This is a genomic window from Microcoleus sp. D3_18_C4, assembly GCF_036702355.1.
Taxonomy (GTDB): domain Bacteria; phylum Cyanobacteriota; class Cyanobacteriia; order Cyanobacteriales; family Microcoleaceae; genus Microcoleus.
On the sequence record NZ_JAUBTF010000013.1, the window covers coordinates 56695 to 76708 of the forward strand.

10 protein-coding genes and 1 tRNA gene are annotated in these 20014 nt (G+C 47.3%); 5 read left to right on the top strand and 6 right to left on the bottom strand.

The features are described 5' to 3' along the window. The first annotated feature begins 182 nt into the window (after positions 1-182). The 5 genes from QUA90_RS09105 to QUA90_RS09125 all read left to right on the top strand — a co-directional run bounded on the left by QUA90_RS09105 (position 183) and on the right by QUA90_RS09125 (position 12917). Positions 183-2570 (top strand): AMIN domain-containing protein, encoded by a 2388-nt coding sequence (locus tag QUA90_RS09105; protein ID WP_333383909.1) that lies wholly within the window; start codon positions 183-185, stop codon positions 2568-2570. 739 nt (positions 2571-3309) lie between these two features. Beyond that, positions 3310-3600 (top strand): HU family DNA-binding protein, encoded by a 291-nt coding sequence (locus tag QUA90_RS09110; RefSeq protein ID WP_006634837.1) that lies wholly within the window; start codon positions 3310-3312, stop codon positions 3598-3600. A gap of 15 nt (positions 3601-3615) precedes the next feature. Beyond that, positions 3616-4881, top strand: coding sequence for a threonine-phosphate decarboxylase (locus QUA90_RS09115; protein ID WP_333445058.1), 1266 nt, complete (start codon positions 3616-3618; stop codon positions 4879-4881). A gap of 462 nt (positions 4882-5343) precedes the next feature. Further along, positions 5344-6819 carry an NAD(P)/FAD-dependent oxidoreductase gene (locus tag QUA90_RS09120; RefSeq protein WP_333445060.1) on the top strand — a complete coding sequence of 492 codons (1476 nt, stop codon included), beginning with the start codon at positions 5344-5346 and terminating at the stop codon, positions 6817-6819. Positions 6820-7445: 626 nt separating this feature from the next. Then, on the top strand, positions 7446-12917 hold the full coding sequence (locus tag QUA90_RS09125) for an AAA family ATPase (RefSeq protein ID WP_333445062.1): 5472 nt from the start codon (positions 7446-7448) through the stop codon (positions 12915-12917). Between the two features lie 644 nt (positions 12918-13561). Here QUA90_RS09125 and QUA90_RS09130 read toward each other — a convergent pair. The 6 genes from QUA90_RS09130 to QUA90_RS09155 form a co-directional block, all read right to left on the bottom strand. Continuing rightward, positions 13562-13648 (bottom strand) — tRNA-Ser (locus QUA90_RS09130). Between the two features lie 60 nt (positions 13649-13708). Further along, positions 13709-16327 (bottom strand): ComEC/Rec2 family competence protein, encoded by a 2619-nt coding sequence (locus QUA90_RS09135; protein ID WP_333445064.1) that lies wholly within the window; start codon positions 16325-16327, stop codon positions 13709-13711. Between the two features lie 215 nt (positions 16328-16542). Further along, positions 16543-17022, bottom strand: a complete 480-nt coding sequence (locus QUA90_RS09140; RefSeq protein ID WP_333044165.1) for a DUF4079 domain-containing protein — start codon at positions 17020-17022, stop codon at positions 16543-16545. A gap of 699 nt (positions 17023-17721) precedes the next feature. Next, a complete protein-coding gene (locus QUA90_RS09145; protein ID WP_015176985.1) occupies positions 17722-18060 on the bottom strand; it encodes a DUF1815 family protein in 339 nt (112 codons plus the stop codon). A 317-nt stretch (positions 18061-18377) separates the two neighbouring features. Next, positions 18378-19109 carry a RadC family protein gene (gene radC, locus QUA90_RS09150; RefSeq protein WP_333213130.1) on the bottom strand — a complete coding sequence of 244 codons (732 nt, stop codon included), beginning with the start codon at positions 19107-19109 and terminating at the stop codon, positions 18378-18380. Between the two features lie 122 nt (positions 19110-19231). Beyond that, complete coding sequence (locus QUA90_RS09155) at positions 19232-19825, bottom strand: excalibur calcium-binding domain-containing protein (protein ID WP_333445066.1); 594 nt, start codon at positions 19823-19825, stop codon at positions 19232-19234. Positions 19826-20014 lie beyond the last annotated feature (189 nt).

Sequence of the window (20014 nt, forward strand, 5' to 3'; positions counted from 1 at the left end):
GATTGCTGTAGGATAGCTTCTAACCCTTATGTCATCTGTTATTCCCAATCGAAAATTAAAAATCGAAAAGGGCATAACTTCTTCCTTTAAAAAGGCTCGAAGCGAGAATATTTTAGTCAGTTTAGCAGCTAGCGACAAAAGACTGCGAACAACAAATAACAAAGTGTAGTGGAGGAGAGAACGTGAAACAGCATCTACGGTTAAGTGGAGGACTCTTATGCAGTGTTGCAGGAGTTCTGATCGCCCAAGCCCCCGTCTTGGCATTGCCGACTCAGGTCACAGGAGTGCAAGTAAGTCAAGGTAATAATGGCGTAAATATTGTTCTGGCGACAGAAAAGGGCGATCGCCCGCAAGTTTTCGCCATCAATAACGGCAATACTTACCAAGCCACAATTATCAACACCCAGCTCCGCTTGCCACAAGGCAACAGCTTCCGTCAAGATAACCCCGCTCCGGGAATTTCTTCAGTAGAAATCAGCCAGGTAGAGGCTAACAGCATCCGCGTTGTGGTAGCCGGCACCAACGGAGTTCCCAACGGACAAATTGTGCCGGGACAAGGCCAAAGCATCGTCCTTAGCGTTGCCGGACAGGGTGGTACAGCACAGTCTGCCCAAACTCCACCCCCGCCGCCTCCGGGACTGCCACTGAGCCAAACAGCTCCCCCCCCGGCTCCCCAAGTCCGCACCTCGCAAAACCCAGGCGTGCTGCTGCCAAATCCCGAAGTTACTGTTACCAGGAACGATCGCCCGCCCCTCCCTAGCGAAATACAATCCCAGACAAATCAGGCTGCGCCTTTCCAACCGCGGGCAGTTGCTCCGCCCTTGGGAGATATCGCAGTGTCTAACATCGCCCCCGGCGCGGGAAATATTGAACTGAGTTCGGGAGAACGCATCCCCCGCTTGGTATTGCGGGATGCCCCAGTCCGAGACGTTTTAGCTCTGCTGGCCCGCGCTGCTGGCTTGAACATTGCTTTTACAGGTGGCGGGGCCCCTGCTCAACCGGGCCAGCCCGCAGTGCCTGGTCAGCCGGGAGCCTCCGGCTCAGATGAAGGGCCGAAGATTTCTTTGGACATCGAAAATGAGTCGGTGCAAGATGTCTTTAATTACGTGCTGCGGCTCAGCGGGTTGCAAGCTAACCGCCAAGGGCGGACGATTTTTGTAGGGACTAGCTTGCCGATCGACTCGCGCAATATTATCATTCGGACTTTGCGGCTCAATCAAGTTCGGTCTACGGATGCGGCTAACTTTTTGAGCGCTCAAGGGGCGGAAACTCAACTGCCGATTACTCGGGTGACGATTCAAAGCGTGGGCCAGGGAAATGCGGCGCGGGATGTGGAAATTAGGGAACCTGACATTAAGGCGATCGGCGCTAGGGAAGGCACGGGGCCGCTGTTGCTGAGGGGACTGTCGGTGCTGGCGGATTCTCGGCTCAATTCCATCACTTTGGTGGGAGACCCGCGCAAAGTTGACATGGCTGTGGCTTTCTTGACACAGCTAGATTTGCGCCGCCGTCAAGTCGCTGTCAACGTCAAGGTGATCGATATCAACTTGTTGGGAAATAACGACACTAGGAGCAGTTTCTCTTTCGGAATTAATAACAATTTCTTTGTCAATGACAATGGGGCGGCAAGTCTCAATTTTGGCGGCATCAATCCGCCCAATACAACGCAGCTCGATCAGAGCTTGACCGGTAGGCCGATCATCGGCAACCCTTTAGCAGACCTGGAGCCTTTCTACGATGCGAACGGCCGGCGTATCGTGCCGTTTACAGGTCAAGGTCTCGAAGGCCCCGCCAAAGGTGTGTTCCTCCAGCCGACAGCCCCAGTTACTAATGACCCTACGCGAGTTGGAATTACTGATTACGAGCCGGGATCGAGGACAGGCTCAGGAATTGCAGAGTTCGCCCTGTTCCCGGCGTTCCAGTATCCGAGGAGGTTCCTGTCGGCTTTGCGGGCAACTATTCAGAGCCAGAATGCCAAAATCCTGACCGATCCGACTCTGGTGGTTCAAGAAGGAGAAACGGCGAATGTGAATATTACTGATGAAGTGATTACTAACATCACGTCCGACACCGAGACTACCGGAAATACAAGTACCACAACGGTGACGGCAGTCAAAGATAGGGCGGGTTTGCAGTTGGGGGTGGCGATTGATCGAATTGACGACAACGGTTTTGTCTCTCTGCGGGTGAACCCGATTATCAGGACACCCGGCACCACTCAAAACCTTTCGACTGGCCCGAGCACCAATACTATCACTCTGCTGGGCGAGCGTTCGTTGCAATCCGGGCTAATTCGCCTGCGGGACGGTCAGACTTTGATTGTTTCGGGGATTATCCGAGACGAAGAACGGACTACAGCGAACAAGATTCCGATTTTGGGAGATTTGCCGATTATCGGTTCGCTGTTCAGGAGAACCAATAAGACCAACCAGCGGGCGGAGTTGATTGTATTGCTGACTCCGCAGATTTTGGATGATAGCGATCGATCGAACTTTGGCTACCAAAACAACATCAGTCCCGACGCCCGCCAACTGTTGCAGCGCAGTCAGCCCGTCCAGCCGAGACAGTAGGAACGAAGGAAAAATGCCTTGCTGTCAACTTTCCACGCTCTTTCCCCTGAGTCCGACAGTCCGACAGTCCGACAGTCCGACAGGGGTTGAAACCCCTGCCTCAAAGCTAAAGTCCTCTAAAAGAGGACTAAAGAACTGATTAGTCCTCTGCAAGACGACTATAAATCACTCTTTCAGTCGTCTTCAGACGACTTCAGCTATGAGACAGGGACTTCAGCCCCTGGCGGGTTTCGGGAGAATGAAACAGCCCTGGCCCACGGGGAAAAGAAAGGGGAAAGAAAGAAGGAAGAAGGAAAAAACTTTTCCTTTAGCCCTTGACAAATTACATTTTATTCCTTCTATTTCTATTTTTTTTTCGATCGGAAATCCACCGAGGCGAGAAATCTTGTCTCCAAGGTGGTATTTTTTTACCTAAATTTTGGGATTAATTACAAAAATTAGCAAGTTCCATATAAATTAAAGGTTCCACCGATCCATAACGGTCGGCAAGACTTTAGAATAATGCAGTGAAAATTAGATGCTGTGGGGTTTTCAGCAGTTAGAAACAAAAATTCCTTCTCTGACCAATTACCCTAGGGTAATTGGTATTCAGCAGGAGTTGTGATTCGGGGAAGCGGACGGGAGCAATCGGGAACCACCCAAACCTCCCAATCCACACCTCAATCCAGTTGATAACTCACAGCTAATAGTTGAACTAACTCTGTTTAACGTAATTTTGCAAATCGAGAAGGACTTCGCAATGAACAAAGGTGAATTGGTTGATGCAGTGGCGGAAAAGGCTAGCGTGACGAAAAAACAGGCAGATGCTGTTTTGAGTGCGGCCCTGGAAGCAATCATGGAAGCTGTCTCCGATGGCGACAAGGTGACGCTGGTCGGTTTTGGCTCGTTTGAGTCGCGGGAACGCAAGGCCCGTGAAGGTCGCAATCCCAAAACTGGTGACAAGATGGAAATCCCGGCAACCAGAGTTCCTGCATTTTCCGCAGGGAAGTTGTTTAAGGACAGAGTTGCACCGCCGAAAAACGCAGAATAGCTGTCGAACTGAGTCTTGATTAGACCTTTACACGGTGGGAATTTAGCTTGGGCAGCCGCACTGGCAGGCTGCCCTGCCTCTGCTATTGTCGATTTTTCTGCGAGTATCAGTCCTTTGGGCCCTCCTGAGTCGGCCTTGAATGCGATTCAAGCTCACTTGAGCAGTCTGACGGCTTACCCAGACCCGGATTATGGAGAGCTCAGGACTGCTTTGGGTGAGGCTTTGAATGTTGACCGGGATTGGATTTTGCCAGGGAATGGTTCGGCGGAATTGTTGACTTGGGCGGCTTGGGATTTGTCGAAGCTGGAGGCGACTTATTTGGTGACTCCGGCTTTTGGCGATTACTCGCGGGCTCTTTCGGCTTTCGGCGCGCAGGTGCTGAAATCTCCTTTGGATCTTAAATCTTGCACCATTGTCAAGAACGGCCAAGATGCCCATTCCACAAGAGATGAATTTTCTTGTGGAACAGGCATGATGCCTGTTCCTAAACAACTAATTGAGAATAGTGCCACATCTGAGTTGGATCTGAAATCGTTGGACGTTGGGGCAGGAAGCCGGTTAGTAACGGATGATTTGTCGGTTTCTAACCGTTCCCTTGTATCCCCTTCTTTTCGTATCCCAGTTCCTCTTGGTCTCTATGCCGCCTCTCGACGAGGTTTGCTACTGAACAACCCGCACAATCCTACGGGTTTGCTGTTTGCTAGGGAGGCGATTTTGCCTTATGTGAAGCAGTTAGGTATGGTGGTGGTGGATGAGGCCTTTATGGACTTTCTACCGCCTTCTGAGCAGGAAACTTTGATCGATGCTGTTGAGGAGTTTCCGAATTTGGTGATTTTACGATCGCTCACTAAATTCTATTCTCTGCCGGGACTGCGGTTGGGCTGCGCGATCGCCCATCCCGATATTCTGCGCCGGTGGCAGTTGCAGCGCGATCCTTGGCCTGTGAATGCTTTGGCTGCTGCTGCTGCTGCTGCTGTGGTGCGAGATACTGTTTTTGAGCGGCAAACCTGGGATTGGCTGCCTGTTGCTCGCCGAGAGCTATTTGAGGGTTTGGCTAATTTACCGGGTTTGCAACCTTTTGCAGGGGCGGCTAATTTCTTGTTGGTTGAGTCGTCGATGTCGGTTTCTTTGATTCAAAAAAGTCTCTTGGAACGACACCGGATTTTGATTCGGGATTGTTTGAGTTTTCCTGAGTTGGGCGATCGGTTTTTTCGGGTAGCTGTGCGCTCCAGGGCGGACAATCTGCGGCTGATTGCTGGACTTACGGATGTTATTCGTTAGTTGACGGTTAACGGTTGACGGTTGACGGTTGACGGTTGACTGTTAACAACCCATAAAAGTTGACAAACCGATTTTATTGATCGTTTGAGCGGACATCCCCAAGAAACCCGGTTTCTATGATATAGCAATCCTTGCAGGAGTCGTAAATTTTTTACCCCACCCCAACCCTCCCCTTATCAAGGGGAGGGAGTAAGAAATTCACAAATGATTTAGGATCGCTAAAAATCTTGGGTTTTGCAGCGAAGTATCTAGGAAGAAACCGGGTTTCTGACCCCGCGCGCCGATCCTCCTAAACTACTAACTAATGACTAAGCTGTCGCGCATTTAAATTGCATATTCAAGGCGGGCGGGACGCCCACCCCACAAGACTTTGATTGTTTTTTGACAGACAATTTAAAAGCAGAACAGCTTACTAACTAATGACTACTGACTACTGACTACTGACTACTGACTTCTTTATTTATGCTTGACTATGATTTAGTGATTATTGGTGGAACTCCGGCCGGACGTTATGCTGCTTTGACTGCAACTAATTTCCCGGCCCGCGTTGCTTTGGTGGAACCGCTAAGTAATTCCCAAGATTTGCCGACTGGGGGGAAAGATTCGATCGACCTTGGTTTGAGATACAGCCAAACTTTGAGGGAGGCTGCTCGTTTTGCTCAGCAGATCAGCCGCCAGCAGTTGGGGGTGCGCTGGGAAGTCGCCAATTCCTCCATGCCGATCAAATTGGGGTTTGACGGGGTTCTCAAGTGGGCCGAGGGTGTTGTTTCTAATTTGTCAGAAATTGATTCTCTCGGCCTTTTGGCTGCTCGGGGGGTCGATGTTATTTTTGGCAACGGCGAGTTTGTTGCGAAACCGGATTTGGCTTTTGTTGTCGGCGGGCGAAAATTGCGATCGCTTTGTTATTTGCTAGCTTGTCCAACTCTGCCGGCGATTCCCAATATTGAAGGACTTTCGTCTGCTGGCTTTTTTACTTCGGAAACTGTTGGGGAATTAGCAAAACTTCCCCAGTTGCCTAAAAGTTTGGCTGTAATTGGCGCAGATCCCAGCGGTGTCGAAGTGGCTCAGACTTTTGCTCGGCTGGGGGTTGCTGTCACTTTGGTAGTGAAAAGTTCGCACATTTTGGCTAAAGAAGACCGAGAGGCTGCTGGGTTGGTTCAAGCTGCAATGGAAGCTGAAGGAGTGCGGATTCTGACTGCTACTGAGGTGACTCAAGCGAGGGTGATTGATGGTAAAAAGTGGATTCAAGCTGGGCCAAGGGCGATCGAAGCTGAGGAGATTTTTCTGGCCGCCGGTAGAGGACACAATTTTTCCTCATTAAATCTCGAAGAGGCTAAGGTTAAATTCAGCGATCGGGGCGTGATTTTAAATGAAAAGCTGCAAACAACTAATCATCGCATTTACGCGATCGGCGATGTTGCTGGGGGTTATCCGTTCCCTCACATCGCTAATTACGAAGCTGCCGTTGCTGTGAAAAATGCTTTGTTTTTGCCAATGTTTCAAATAGATTATCGCGGGATTCCTTGGGCGATTTTTTCTGACCCGCAATTGGCGAGGGTTGGCTTGACTGAAGCGCAAGCAAGGCGCCGTTTTGGAGATGATATGATTGTTTGTAGGGAATATTTCAAGAATGTTGAAAGAGCTCAAATGTCGGGGGATACCACTGGTTTTTGTAAGATTGTCGGGCGTCGCAACGGGGAGATGTTGGGAGCGAGTATTGTCGGGCCGCAAGCTGCTGAGTTGATTCACGCGATCGCTTTGGCTGTGCGTCACGGGATGAAGGTTGAGGCGATCGCCCAACTTCCTTATATTTGGTCGAGTTTTTCGGCCATTAACGGTCAAACTGCTGCTGTTTGGGAGTCGCAGCGCTTGGGCAGCAATACTTTTTCGCGCAATTTATGGGAGAATTTGTTTCACTGGCGCAGGTATTGGAACTAAAAAAATCACAGGGGTAATGGGTAATTCGTAATTGTAAGTATGTGAGTGGCAAAATATAATTAACTTGGGCTAGTTCCATAGTCTACTTCTGAAATTCGGCATTTAATGCCTGATTCACTTATTAGAGTGGGGCAGCTTGTTGTGGCATCTGGACAAATAATTCGGCTGGCGATTCCAGGAATCCCAAGTTATCCCAAATCTGAGGCCAAAACTCAATTTATTCTGGGGGGAGAGTTAATCATGCTCCGCCATAATTGTACTAATGACATTAAATTATAACCTAAACTAGACTTGAAATTTAATAGGCGATCGCATACAAACAAGCATCGGTGTCAAAAATACTCTTAAGTACCTGATTAGCCTCTTAAATTCCTCTTCTATCAACTGCTGTTCTTCAATCAGCCTTAGCCTCTTTCATTTTCTACTTAGTTTTAACTCAAGTATCAACAGCTCGCTCTTCCATGAAAACTTCAACTATTTTTTTAAACTCGTGTTTTCATAATTTGAGCCACAAAGTATATTAAGAAAAATGTAATTCACTGAATACCAGAGTAGAGCGAGCGAAAATAGTAGATAGTAACTCTCAGAAGCTTCAGACTTTACAGAAGCAGTAGGAATACGTAGATATGGTTAGCATAAAAAATTTTTTTCTAGGATATCACATTAACGAACAAATATACGCAGGCACTCGAACTCTAGTGTATCGCGGCCTTCGGTGTTCAAATGGGCAACCCGTAGTGATCAAACTGCTGCGAAATGACTTTCCTCGCTTCCACGAGCTGGTTCACTTCCGCAACCAGTACGTCATTGCTAAAAACTTAGAGATCCCCGGCAGTGTCAAGGCATACAGCCTGGAGACTTACCATAACCACTATGCTCTGGTGATGGAAGACTTTGGCGGAATTTCCTTATGTAGCTACCTCGCTAGTCTAGCAGAAGCTAGCCAGGAACCCCTAAAAGGCTTGCCCGTTAGCGAGTTTCTGCCTATTGCGATTCAAATCGCCAACTCCCTCGACGGACTTTATCGCCACCACGTCATCCATAAAGACCTCAAACCTGCCAACATTCTGATTAACCCCACCAGCAAACAAGTCAAGCTGATTGACTTCAGCATCGCTTCCCTACTACCGCGCGAAACCCAAGAAATTCAAAATCCCAACGTGCTCGAAGGCACCTTACCTTACATATCTCCCGAACAAACTGGGCGAATGAACCGAGGCATTGATTACCGCACAGATTTCTACTCGCTGGGAGTCACATTCTACGAATTACTAACAGGAAAGTTACCATTCCAAACAGACGATCCAATGGATTTGGTACACTGCCACCTCGCCAAACAGCCCCTCCCAGCATCAAGTGTAAACCATAGCGTTCCATTGGTGCTGTCTGAGATTGTCGGCAAACTGATGGCAAAGAATGCTGAAGCTCGCTATCAAAGCGCCCTAGGACTCAAGTTTGATTTGGAAACGTGTTTATTCCAGTGGAAAGAAACAGGGAGGCTAACTAACTTTAAAATAGGGGAGCGAGATTTGTGCGATCGCTTCATCATCCCAGAAAAATTATACGGTAGAGAAACCGAAGTATTCTCCCTGCTATCGGCCTTCGAGCGCGTGAGTGCCGGCAGCACCGAAATGATTCTCGTTGCGGGTTTCTCCGGCATTGGTAAAACCGCTGTTGTCAACGAAGTTCACAAACCAATTGTGAGACAGCGTGGCTACTTCATCAAAGGCAAATTCGACCAATTTGCGCGCAGCCAGCCATTCTCAGCTTTTGTACAAGCTTTTCGCGATTTAATGGGACAATTGCTCTCGGAAAGCGATGCTAAAGTTGAGGAGTGGAAGACTCAAATCCTGGCAGCATTGGGCGAGAATGCTCAGGTAATCGTTGAGGTAATTCCCGAACTAGAGCGGATTATTGGCTCGCCACCCCCGGCACCAGAACTCGTCGCCAGTGCTGCCCAAAATCGCTTCAATCGGTTATTCGAGAACTTCATCTCTATCTTTGCCACTAAAGAACATCCCCTCGTTATTTTCTTAGACGACTTGCAATGGGTAGACTCAGCCTCATTGAAGTTGATTCAACTCCTGATGAGCGATCGCGATCGGCGCTATCTCTTTTTAATTGGAGCGTATCGAGATAACGAAGTTTTTCCTGCACACCCTTTGATGGTGACATTAGCCGACATTCAAACAACCGGAGCTACGGTAAACACCATTATTCTAGATCCCCTTGAGCGCTTCGATTTGAATTCTCTGATTGCCGATACCTTAGCTTGTTCTACAGCCTTGGCTCAGCCTTTGACAGAACTCGTTTATCAGAAAACCCAAGGCAATCCTTTTTTCAGCACACAATTCCTCAAATCTTTGCATGAAGATGGGATAGTTGAATTTAATTTTGACGCTCGGTATTGGCAGTGCGATATTGCTAGAGTGCGAACCTTGGCGCTAACGGATGATGTAGTAGAATTCATGGCACTTCAGTTGCGAAAGTTGCCAACCAGGACACAGGAAGTTTTAAAGTTAGCTGCTTGTATTGGCAATCAGTTCGATTTAGCTACCTTAGCAATTGTTGATGAAAATTCACCAACAGAAACAGCAACAGCTTTGTGGAAAGCATTGCAAGAAGGGTTGATTTTACCAGTTAGCGATGTTTATAAATTTTATCAAGAAGGTGGTAACAGTTTATCAAGAGAAATCATTGGAGAAAAATCCGAGCAATCACCAGTTAACAATGACCAATTAGTTAAATACAAATTTTTCCACGATCGCGTCCAACAAGCAGCCTATTCCCTCATTCCTGAAGACCAAAAGCGCTCTACTCACTTAAAAATCGGTCAACTGCTGTTAAAGAATACGCCCGAAGCCGATCGAGAAGAAAGAATGTTTGATATTGCCAACCACTTGAATGTGGGAGTAAATCTAATTACCCACGAGCTAGATAGGGAGCAATTAGCACGGTTAAATCTGGTTGCCGGAAAGAAAGCTAAAGCTGCTACTGCCTATTCTGCTGCGGTTGAATATTTAAATATTGGCACAGAATTACTGGCAGTAAATAGTTGGGAGAATCAATACGAACTAACATTAGCGCTGCATACCGAAGCAGCAGAAGCGGCATATCTGTGCGGTGACTTTGACCGGATGGAGACATTAGCATCACTCGTGGAAAGTTGCGCCAAAACGCTACTGGACAAAGTGAAGGTATATGAAGTACAGATAGAAGCTTATATGGCGCAAAATAAGCTACAGGAAGCGCTGAATACAGGGTTGCCAGTCTTACAGCAGTTGGGGGTAGAGTTTCCCTCCGAGCCAAATTTCTCTGATATTGGACAGGCACTAGGAGAAACCGCGTCAATTTTGAGCGGAAAGGGAACTGAGGACTTAATTGATCTCCCTCTGATGACAGATCCTCAACAACTAGCAACTATAACGATTCTCTCAAGCCTATTTTCTCCTGCCTACATAGCGCTGCCGCCACTCGTGCCTTTGGTAGTTTGCAAACAGGTCAATTTATCTGTCCAATATGGCAATGCTTCTTTGTCTCCCTATGCTTTTGCCATATATAGTTTTCTTCTCTGTGGGATGGGAGATATTGAGCGGGGCTATCAATTAGGTGAACTTGCTGTACGTCTAGTGTCAAAATTAAATGCCAAAGAAATCCAAGCGAAGACATCCGCAATGGTGCATTCTGGTATTCAACCTTGGAAAGAACACCTCAGAAATACCTTACAACCTTTGCTGTCAGATTATTTTTGTGGGCTGGAAACCGGAGAGTTAGAATTTGCTGGCTATGCTATCTATGAATATAGTTATTATTCGTATTTTATTGGCAAGCAACTAACGCAACTCGAACGAGAGATAGCAAGCTACGCAGATGCAGTTAGTAAAATTCACCAAGAAGCAGCACTTTCTTATCAAAAAATTTGTTGGCAAGCCGTTTTGAACTTAATAGGAATATCACCAGATCCATGCCATTTAAAGGGAGAAGCCTATCAGGAAGAGACAATGTTACAACTGTATCATCAAACCAATAACTACCTGGGGATTCATTACTTATACTTGCACAAACTTGTGCTTTGTTATCTGTTTGAAAATTACCCAGAAGCCTTGAAAAACATGGCTCAAATTGAAAGTTATTTGAGCGCCGCTTCAGGGCAGATAACTGTTGCCATCTTCTATTTCTACGATTCTCTAGTGAGGTTGGCGGTATATTCTGACACTCCAGAGTCAGAGCAACAGGAACTTCTTGACAGAGTACAAGCTAATCAAGAAAAAATGCAAAAATGGGCACATCATGCCCCCATGAATCATCTGCATAAATTCTATCTAGTAGAGGCAGAACGGCATCGGGTTTTAAACCAAAAAATAGAAGCGATCGAGATGTATGACAAGGCGATCGCCCTCGCAAAAGAAAACGAATACCTCAACGAGGAAGCTCTAGCTCACGAACTCGCTGCTAAATTCTATTTAGCATGGGGTAAAGAAAAAATCGCCAAACCCTATTTAATTGATGCTTACTATGCTTACGCTCGTTGGGGAGCAAAAGCAAAGATTGACCATCTAGAACAGCGTTATCCCCAATTGCTTGCTGTGATCCTGCAACAGGAGCGAACTCGCCACAATCCGAGCGAAACAATTCACACCTCCACCGATAGTGAATCATCCGTATCTAACACGAATAGAACAATTATCGGTAGCACCAGCAGTTGGGGCTTAGTAGATTTGCCGACAGTGATCAAAGCTTCTCAAGCTCTATCGAGCGAAATTAAACTCGATCAATTGCTCACTACCCTCATGCAAGTGGTGGTAAAGAATGCCGGAGCACAAACCGGAGCATTAATTTTGAATGAAGAGGGAAACTGGAGGATAAACGTCCACTGCACCAACCGTCAAGACTGCCTTCTGCAATCAATGCCGGTTGAGGAGAGCGAAGTAATTCCTCTGACCCTGATCAACTACGTCAAACGTACAAAGGAAACCCTGATTTTTGATGATGCTAGCAATCAACCAAGATTTGCATCTGACCCCTACATAATCCACCACCAACCTCAAAGCCTGCTGTGCACTCCGATCAGCGAGCGAGGGAAAATGATGGGGATTTTGTATTTGGAAAATAATTTAGCAACAGGGGCATTCACGGGCGATCGCGTCGCCATCCTCAACATCCTGTGCTCGCAAGCAGCAATTTCCTTACAAAACGCCCGACTGTATCAACAATCCCAGGAATATGCCCAAAAACTAGAGCTTTATCTCAGCGATCTCAAACAGATGCAGTTGCAATTGGTACAGGGTGAGAAAATGTCGGCTCTGGGAAATTTAGTCGCAGGTGTAGCCCACGAAATTAACAATCCCGTAGGCTTTATCGCCGGCAACTTGCAACCTGCTCAAGAATACGTGGGGGATTTATTCAATTTGATTGATTTGTATCAAGAAAAATTTCCCAATCCGGGAGTGGAAATTGAAGCAGAAATTGAGGATATGGACTTAGAGTATTTGCGAGAAGATTTGCCCAAATTGATTGGCTCAATGCAGGAAGGAGTCGAGCGCATCCGCAATATCAGTACGAGTCTGAGAACATTTTCTAGAGCAGATAGCGATCGACCAGTTGCTTTCAATATTCACGATGGACTTGAAAGCACTCTGCTAATTCTCAAGCACCGTTTAAAAGCCAGCGAGTTCCGCCCTGCCATTGAAGTTGTGAGAGAGTATGGTAACTTACCCCTAGTGAAATGCTTTCCCGGACAGTTAAACCAGGTATTTATGAATGTGCTGGCTAATGCCATTGACGCTCTGGAGGAGTCCAATAAGGGGCGGAGTTTTAGTGAAATTAAAGCTCTACCTAATCAAATTACGGTTCAAACTGCTCTGAGCGAATCCAACAATCAGGTTTTGATACGCATTAAGGATAATGGAGTGGGGATGTCGGCAGAAGTCCAGGAAAACATCTTTAACCACTTATTCACCACCAAGTCTGTAGGTCAAGGAACAGGATTAGGATTGTCGATCGCCCATCAAATTGTTGTGGAAAAACATGGAGGTACATTAGTGGTGAATTCTTCTTTGGACCAGGGTTCAGAGTTTGTGATTTCTATTCCGGCGTGAGCATTTCGTAGTAGGTCTTTAGCGAAATTAGTGCTGCCTCGCAATTACAAACCACGTTATTAGAAGAAACAGGAAACTGGGCACGGGGAACGAGCAACAGGCTAGGGGTTTTCGTGCTAGGAGCTAGCGACTCGGGACTAGGGAAACAAAGAATCTAGACTAATTCCCCCATCCTCCGCCCGCACCTTATTCGTGATTGAGACAGCGGTTTGCAACCGCCTGCTTTACCAACTCTCTTCCCTTTTTTGTGCCCGGTTTTGAGTTAAGAATTCCCTTGAGATTTTCAGCCTCTACCTTACCGAAATGAAAGCAGCTATCATGCTAATCAGATTGTGGAGTTAAATTTCATAATATAATCAGGTGCGCGCACCCTACCTAGGTTAATAAGGTGCGCGCTTGACGCTGAGATGTACGAAGAGGGTGGGATTTGAACCCACGTTAGAGTTGCCTTTAAAATAGATTTCGAGACAATTTTAGAAATACTTTTGTCTTGACCGATCGCCCGCTTGATGGGGTGGAGTTAAAGCAAAAAGTGGTATATACCGAAGTGGTTTATATACCACTCATATATACCACTGCCTATAAAACTGCACATTGGGCTAAAGAAGCGGATAGCATCAAAGCCTTGTGGAGTAAGGAATGTACGGAGAGGGTGGGATTTGAACCCACGTTAGAGTTACCCCTAAAGTAGATTTCGAGTCTACCGCATTCAACCGCTCTGCCACCTCTCCAATTGATTTGAGATGTGAGCTAAAAGTATTTTACCGCACAGTGTGCCAGATTGTAAATCTTTATAAAAAAGAAGTTTGATTTTCTTCAGATTCCAGAGTGGTCTTAAATCCCCCTGCTGGAGTCCACTGGAGGGCTCCGTCGCGGCCTGTCCAGAATATCTGGGCTTTGCTTTGGCGCAGTTGGGCTGCGGTTTCTGGGTCTATTTCGTTAGCAGAGGCGATCGCCACTTGTGGCCCCACTGCGCTTAATAACTCAGCCGTCAGGGCTTTTCCTGACCACCACAGCACTTGAGCCGGCTTCAAGGTTCCCGTTGCTGCCAATTTTTTTTGCACTTCCGGTGTCATTTCACCGACGAGCAACCAAGTTCGATTTCCCACCAGGAATTCTACCACCGGAATCTCCGCATTCACGAACTGCAACCGCGTCGAACCCAGATCAACTGTACTGTTAGTTTCTAAAGGAAAGTAAACGCCTTGGCGAGATTGCACAGCCGTCATAAATTCCTGATTGTTGCCACGGTGAATTTGTTTGGGAGCGTTGTTATCATAAAATGTTTTAATTGGCAAGCGTTCTAGTAATTTTCCCCAACCACCGCTCAAACCTAAATGACCGTGAGAGGCGATCGCAAAATTCACAGAATTAACTCCTTGCTGCTGCAAAAAAGGCAACACTGTAAACCTTACGGTATTTTCATCACCGCTATTAATTAGCGCCACTTTTCCCCTATCTTGAATTACTAAAACAGGTTCGCCAGATGTCGCCAGCAAAGTAACTTGAAATAAAGATGATTGAACGTGCCAAGCTGGCAAAACTATGATACTTATTCCCGCCACCAGCGCCAGCGGCAAAATCCAAGCCGCAGAAAAAACCGGCAGCGCAATAACTCTGCTTTTCCCCTTCTTCCCTTTCCCTTTTTCCTGGTTTTTCCCTCTGACTGCTTCCGGCTTCCGTCTTTTTTCTTCCTTCCTTCTTCTATCCTTTACATCCGTTACATCCGTTACAGAATCCGTTGCCGAACTTCCCCCAATCCAAACCCAGCAAATTAAACTGTAAAGCGCTATTAGCTGAAACACCGATACTTGACCGACAGCTACCGAATTACCGGGTAATTGCGAGAAATATTGGGCGATCGCAATTAACCCCTTTGCCGGATAGTCCAGCAGTTGTGCTAAAACACTGCCAGCGGGCGGAAAAATCAATCCAGCTACAGCGCTAACCATCCCCCCAATACTCAAAATCCACAGCAAAGGAGCCGCAATAATATTGACTAAAATGCTGTAAGGTGATACCACACTAAAAACGTAAAGTAACAGCGGCAATACCCAAACTGAAGCGGCGATCGGAACCACAAGAATCGAAGCGATCGCGGGTGGCATCCAGTCCAACTTTGCCATCAGTGGCGGCGTGGTCACGATTAACCCCAAAGTCGCCAAAAAACTCAGTTGAAAACCTAAATCCCAAATCCACAAAGGGTTAACCAGCAATAAAATAGTAGCAGCGATTAACAGCAATCCCAGCGGCTTAACTTGGCGGCTCAGCACCAAAGCAAATAGTGTTCCAAATCCCATCAAAGCGGCGCGGCATACTGATGGTTCAAAGCCAGTTAGCCCCACAAGCAAAAATAAAGCACCGACGCCAAAGCTAAATTGTAATTGTTTGGAAAAACGCCTGGTTAAAGCTAGAACTAAAGCCAAAACCATCGAAACTTGAGTGCCGGAAGCTGCGATCGCGTGGGCTAATCCAGCCTGCACAAAATAGTCGCGGATGTTGTAAGGTAAATCTACTGCTTGTTTGCCGAGGGCGATCGCACTGATTAAGGGCCCTTCGGGAACATTTAACTGCGATAGTTGCGATCGCACGATCCGCTGCCGCATCGCTTGAATTTTCGATGGCTGCATCCCGCTGGGCTCCAAGAAAGCAGCCGTTTGGCTGTTAACTCGATTTACATCGGCGATCGCATTTTCTCTCCTCCAGTCGATTTGACGGCCTTTGAGCCCTACAAAAGCCCCTTCTCTGGCTAAATATGCTTGAAAATTAAAAGCCCCTGGATTCGACGGTGGCTGCGGTTTGTACAAGGAGCCCACAACTGCGATCGTATTGTCGGCGTACAAACCCGTTGCTTGCAGCAGAGGCAGTGTAACGTAGAGTTTGCCGGATACTGGGCGGTTGACAACTGCTCCTCCCTCGCCGCCGTTGATTTCGCTAACTAAATCTGTTTCTAGCCAAAATTGCGATCGTCCCGATCGAGTCAATCGAGGCGTACTGACAACTCTACCGCGAACTGTCACTGCCACTTCTTGAGTGTTCCCGCCAGCCGGAATCAGTTTGCTGATGTCATCTATTGCCGGTTGGGGCGATCGAACTGCAAAATAAACACTAGCTAGAAATGCCAGCAAACCCGCAACTGCCCACACCCATTTCGCTCTCGGCAGCATCTCCAACAAACTCAACTCTTCCCTCGCATCTAAGGGTTCTTCCAGAGCATTTTCTTTTTGTCGGCTGCGTCTTTTCTTAGTAATTTTGACAGAAGTTTTAGTAAAATTTCGCAACAATTTCGGCAGGGCGATCGCCACCGCTATTCCCAAAGCAAGTATCGCGTATCTACCCCAAGGAACCGCTGTAGAAATCAATCCCAAAATGTATGCAAGACAGAAGATGACACCCGTTGCTTGATTCATTAATTAATTAGCAATTTAGAGGGGGAATATTTCAGGGAAAACTATGCGGAACTTAGGCACTCCTTACCAAAGAAACCGGGTTTTTCAACCGGGATAAATGGCTAAAAGCCGTGTATTTCGATAAAAAACCTGGTTTTTGGCTACCGATGCGTAAGTTATGGCAAAATTTCTTTCCTTACATTCTTTCCCTTCCCGTTCCCCTTCCTCTTCCTCTTCTAAATAGACAGCCCCAATTTTAAACCGAAAGCCGCGTGCAGCACCATAAGTGCAAGGGCCGTCGTGCCTAAATAAGCGTGAACCGCGCGCAGTGCCAGCTTATTGCCTCCAAAACCAGTCAGCGAAATCAAGCTGCCAACAGCCAGCAAAACCAGCACTGCCGAACCCGTCCAAAAATGCGGACTTTCCATGACTGGCTGGTGCTGCATCACCAGCGACAGCAAGCCGCCTGTATAGCCCAAAGCTAGAAACAGAAACATCCACGGTGCAAGCTTGCGGTGATCCGAGCGACTTTTGAGTGCGACATCTTTATCGGCGGCCAAACGTCCCTGCCATCCCGTATACCCGACAAAACTGCCCATCGCCACAACCACTATTCCCATCATTACAGGGTGTCCCCAATGGGTAATTGGTTCGGGAATTCCCAGACTGCGAAATTGACTGGCGATGGGTTCTAGTAGTTCGCTTAAATTTACCATTTGATGCAGACTCCAAACTGGGCGATAAATATTTTAGGACTAATCATTAAAGTATTATAAAATTAGTTTAGCAAGTGCGAGCTTACACTTCCAAGAGCCGTTTAACCTAAAAGCCAAACATTGGCTAGAAGCCTAGATATACGCAAAACTTAGCCGGCCCAAGCCGGCTGTGAGATGTTTTACAGCAGTGATGCTGCTTCAAGTTAATTATTAGCCTGATAGGCTAAATCTAAGAGCAAAAATAAACGCCATTCGCCCGCACATCACACCCCGTGGGCTGCCTTTTGCCCAATCTTCACAGCCTCATCCTCACTCTGGATGTTAAATTTTACCTGCCTGCTTAAAGTTAATTTCAATTCCTTGACTTTTGAATGCCAAAGTGAGAAATTAACATCGCAGCCGACGAGCCGTCGCACTTCTCAATTTTGCTAATCGCTCTCAAGGGAGAATCAACTGCTGAAAAAAACTAGAGGTTCCAAGTTTGAGACTTCTGGCATAAAGTATGCCGTCTGCCCAGGCTCACTTCGATCGACTGAGCGCTAAACCGTCTGAAGGTACCCTGATAGCACCCTTGTCTGTTGAGCAGCCATCGCTGTGCACCTAAATGAACCCTCTCAACTAACTCGCTGGGGATTCGGTTTTAGCAGACAAGCAGCCACTTTCGTTGTCGCCTTCCTCGGAACCGTGCAATCGCTACACTCACTGGGCCGTCGCTAAAGTAGCTTCCGAAGGTTGGATTTGATACTTTACGAGATTTGCCAGTTCTTGTAACTGATTAATCGCTTCTGCACCTTCTAGTTTCATGAGTTCGCGGTCGTCCCGCATCTCAGTCCAAGTGATACCGTAATCTGACACTAAAAATCGAATCAGATGGTTGTCCGTCAAACTGACCATAAATGAGGCACTGTTCATCTGACCCCCGCAAGTGTAGCAGGATGCCAGATAACCCCGATGCTCTAGCACGATCGCTAAAGCTTGGAGGTTCATTACCAAATCTTGAACGAATTTACGGTGTTGTTCTGCAAGTCTCAGAAACACAGTTCTCCTCCTATCACCACACCGTGTATTTTACATCCCATTTAATAATTTCTTAATAAGTGGGTCTTTAGGTGCTGGTTCAGTATACGTTTAGTATGCTCAAAAAAAATCGGATTAGCGACCTCTTCAGCCTACCTATACTAGATTAACCGAGTTGTGCTCGAAACGAAGTATCAGCAGCGACATTCAGCCAAAACAGGCTCTCGCGGGGGACTCCAGCCGGAAAATTTGCCTGCTGTCAGAGCTGATTCAGCCGTCAGAGACCCCAAAGATACAAATAACTAATGATAGTAATGAAATTAGTTAAGTATAAGAGTTCAATCGCCCTGGGGATACTCCTCCCAAAGCGTCGTCGTCTGCCGCAAGCTCCGAAAATCGCCATTCCCCAAAATCAAGTGATCCAGTAGCGGAATCGACAAAAACTGCGCTCCCGCCAGCAACTGCCGCGTCAAAGCAATATCCTCCGGGCTTGGTTCCACAATCCCGGAGGGGTGATTGTGCGAGATAATCGCCCGCGTCGCCCCCTGGCGGATCACCTCGCGAAAAATATCCCGTGGGTGAGCCAAAGTTTCCGTTGCTGTGCCGATCGTAATTACCTGAGTTCCCAGCAGCCGATTTTTCACATCTAGCAGCACCACAGCAAAACGTTCCTGAGACTGCCACATCAAATCCTGACTCAGGGCATCAGCCGCCGCTTGCGGAGAGTCAACCACAGCCATTTCCGGCGGCCGCGACTGAAATACCCGCTTCCCCAACTCCACCGCAGCCAAAATCGAAGTCGCCTTAGCAGGGCCAATCCCGTGAATCTGCGTCAACTCCTGCACGCTAATGGTGCGTAGCACAGCCAGAGCATCACGTTGGTGCAAACTCAACTGATTTAAAATATACTGTCCGAGCCCGACGGCGGAAAGTTTGCCGGGTCCCTGACCAGTACCCAGGAGAATCGCAATCAATTCCGCAGTCGCCAAACTTTTTGGGCCGCCGGCCATCAACCGTTCCCGTGGCCGTTCACTCGTTGGCAAATCGACAATTCTCAAGCTGTAAGTCATAGCTGCACCCGCACCGCAAGCTCAACAATTAGACAATTTTAGCCGATCGATTTGCGTTCTTCAATTCGTACAATCACCCAAAAAAGCCTCGATCGTTAACCGAGGCTGTTGGCAGATAAAATCTAAGGCAACGTTTCACAAGCGATCGAGTCTCGATCTCGATCGAGCTTAAACGGATCGCCCGGATATGCCTCTAACACTCGCTGCGCTTCGGCTTGAGTCGCAAAGTCAGAACAGTTGCAATCCGAGTTAACGCAACTCGGAAAATCGGCACTTTTAACCTTCTCTTTAGAAGACTCATAAATAACTTTCTTGGTATCTTCCTTTGGCTGCTGTGCATCAAGAGCAATCTCTGCGGTTCGCTCAACAGATTTGGCTGAAGATGGCAATTTGCGATCGGACTCTGGTTTGGCAAGTGCAGGTGTGGCAGTAGAAATGGCAGGTTTCGGTTTTGGTGTCGGCGTTTTCACAGTTTCCGGCTTGGATGTCGGCACTGCCGAAAGCAGTGACGGCTTAGCGGTTTGAGAGGATACTAGCGGATCGCTTGGGGCCGGAAGCGCCACTGAAACTTCCTGAGACGGAGGGGGCGCGGTGACGCCAACAAGCACAAACGAAGCCGCCATCAACCCGCCGTACATCGCGATCGATCGCTTGCGGGTTGGTGCGCCCACCCATTTCGGATTAACAATACCTAGAAAGAAGGCAGGGATAGACAAGAGAAAGCTTAAGAGGAAAAAATTAAACATCGTGACTTTTACCAGTAAAAATAGAGAAGTAATCCAGGACGCAGAAACCGGGTTTCTTTTACCAAAATCAGAGGTGAAGCACGAAGGATATCTGTTTAAACAACCCGATTTCTTTAATTTCTGTGCGTAAGTCCTGAGAAGTTAACTTGCTTATTTATC

What these genes read in the sequence shown, in the direction of transcription:
- QUA90_RS09110 (WP_006634837.1), top strand. Translation starts at nt 3,310, where the DNA reads ATGAACAAAGGTGAATTGGTTGATGCAGTGGCGGAAAAGGCTAGCGTG.
- QUA90_RS09120 (WP_333445060.1), top strand. Translation starts at nt 5,344, where the DNA reads ATGCTTGACTATGATTTAGTGATTATTGGTGGAACTCCGGCCGGACGT.
- QUA90_RS09125 (WP_333445062.1), top strand. Translation starts at nt 7,446, where the DNA reads ATGGTTAGCATAAAAAATTTTTTTCTAGGATATCACATTAACGAACAA.
- QUA90_RS09135 (WP_333445064.1), bottom strand. Translation starts at nt 16,327, where the DNA reads ATGAATCAAGCAACGGGTGTCATCTTCTGTCTTGCATACATTTTGGGA.
- QUA90_RS09140 (WP_333044165.1), bottom strand. Translation starts at nt 17,022, where the DNA reads ATGGTAAATTTAAGCGAACTACTAGAACCCATCGCCAGTCAATTTCGC.
- radC (WP_333213130.1), bottom strand. Translation starts at nt 19,109, where the DNA reads ATGACTTACAGCTTGAGAATTGTCGATTTGCCAACGAGTGAACGGCCA.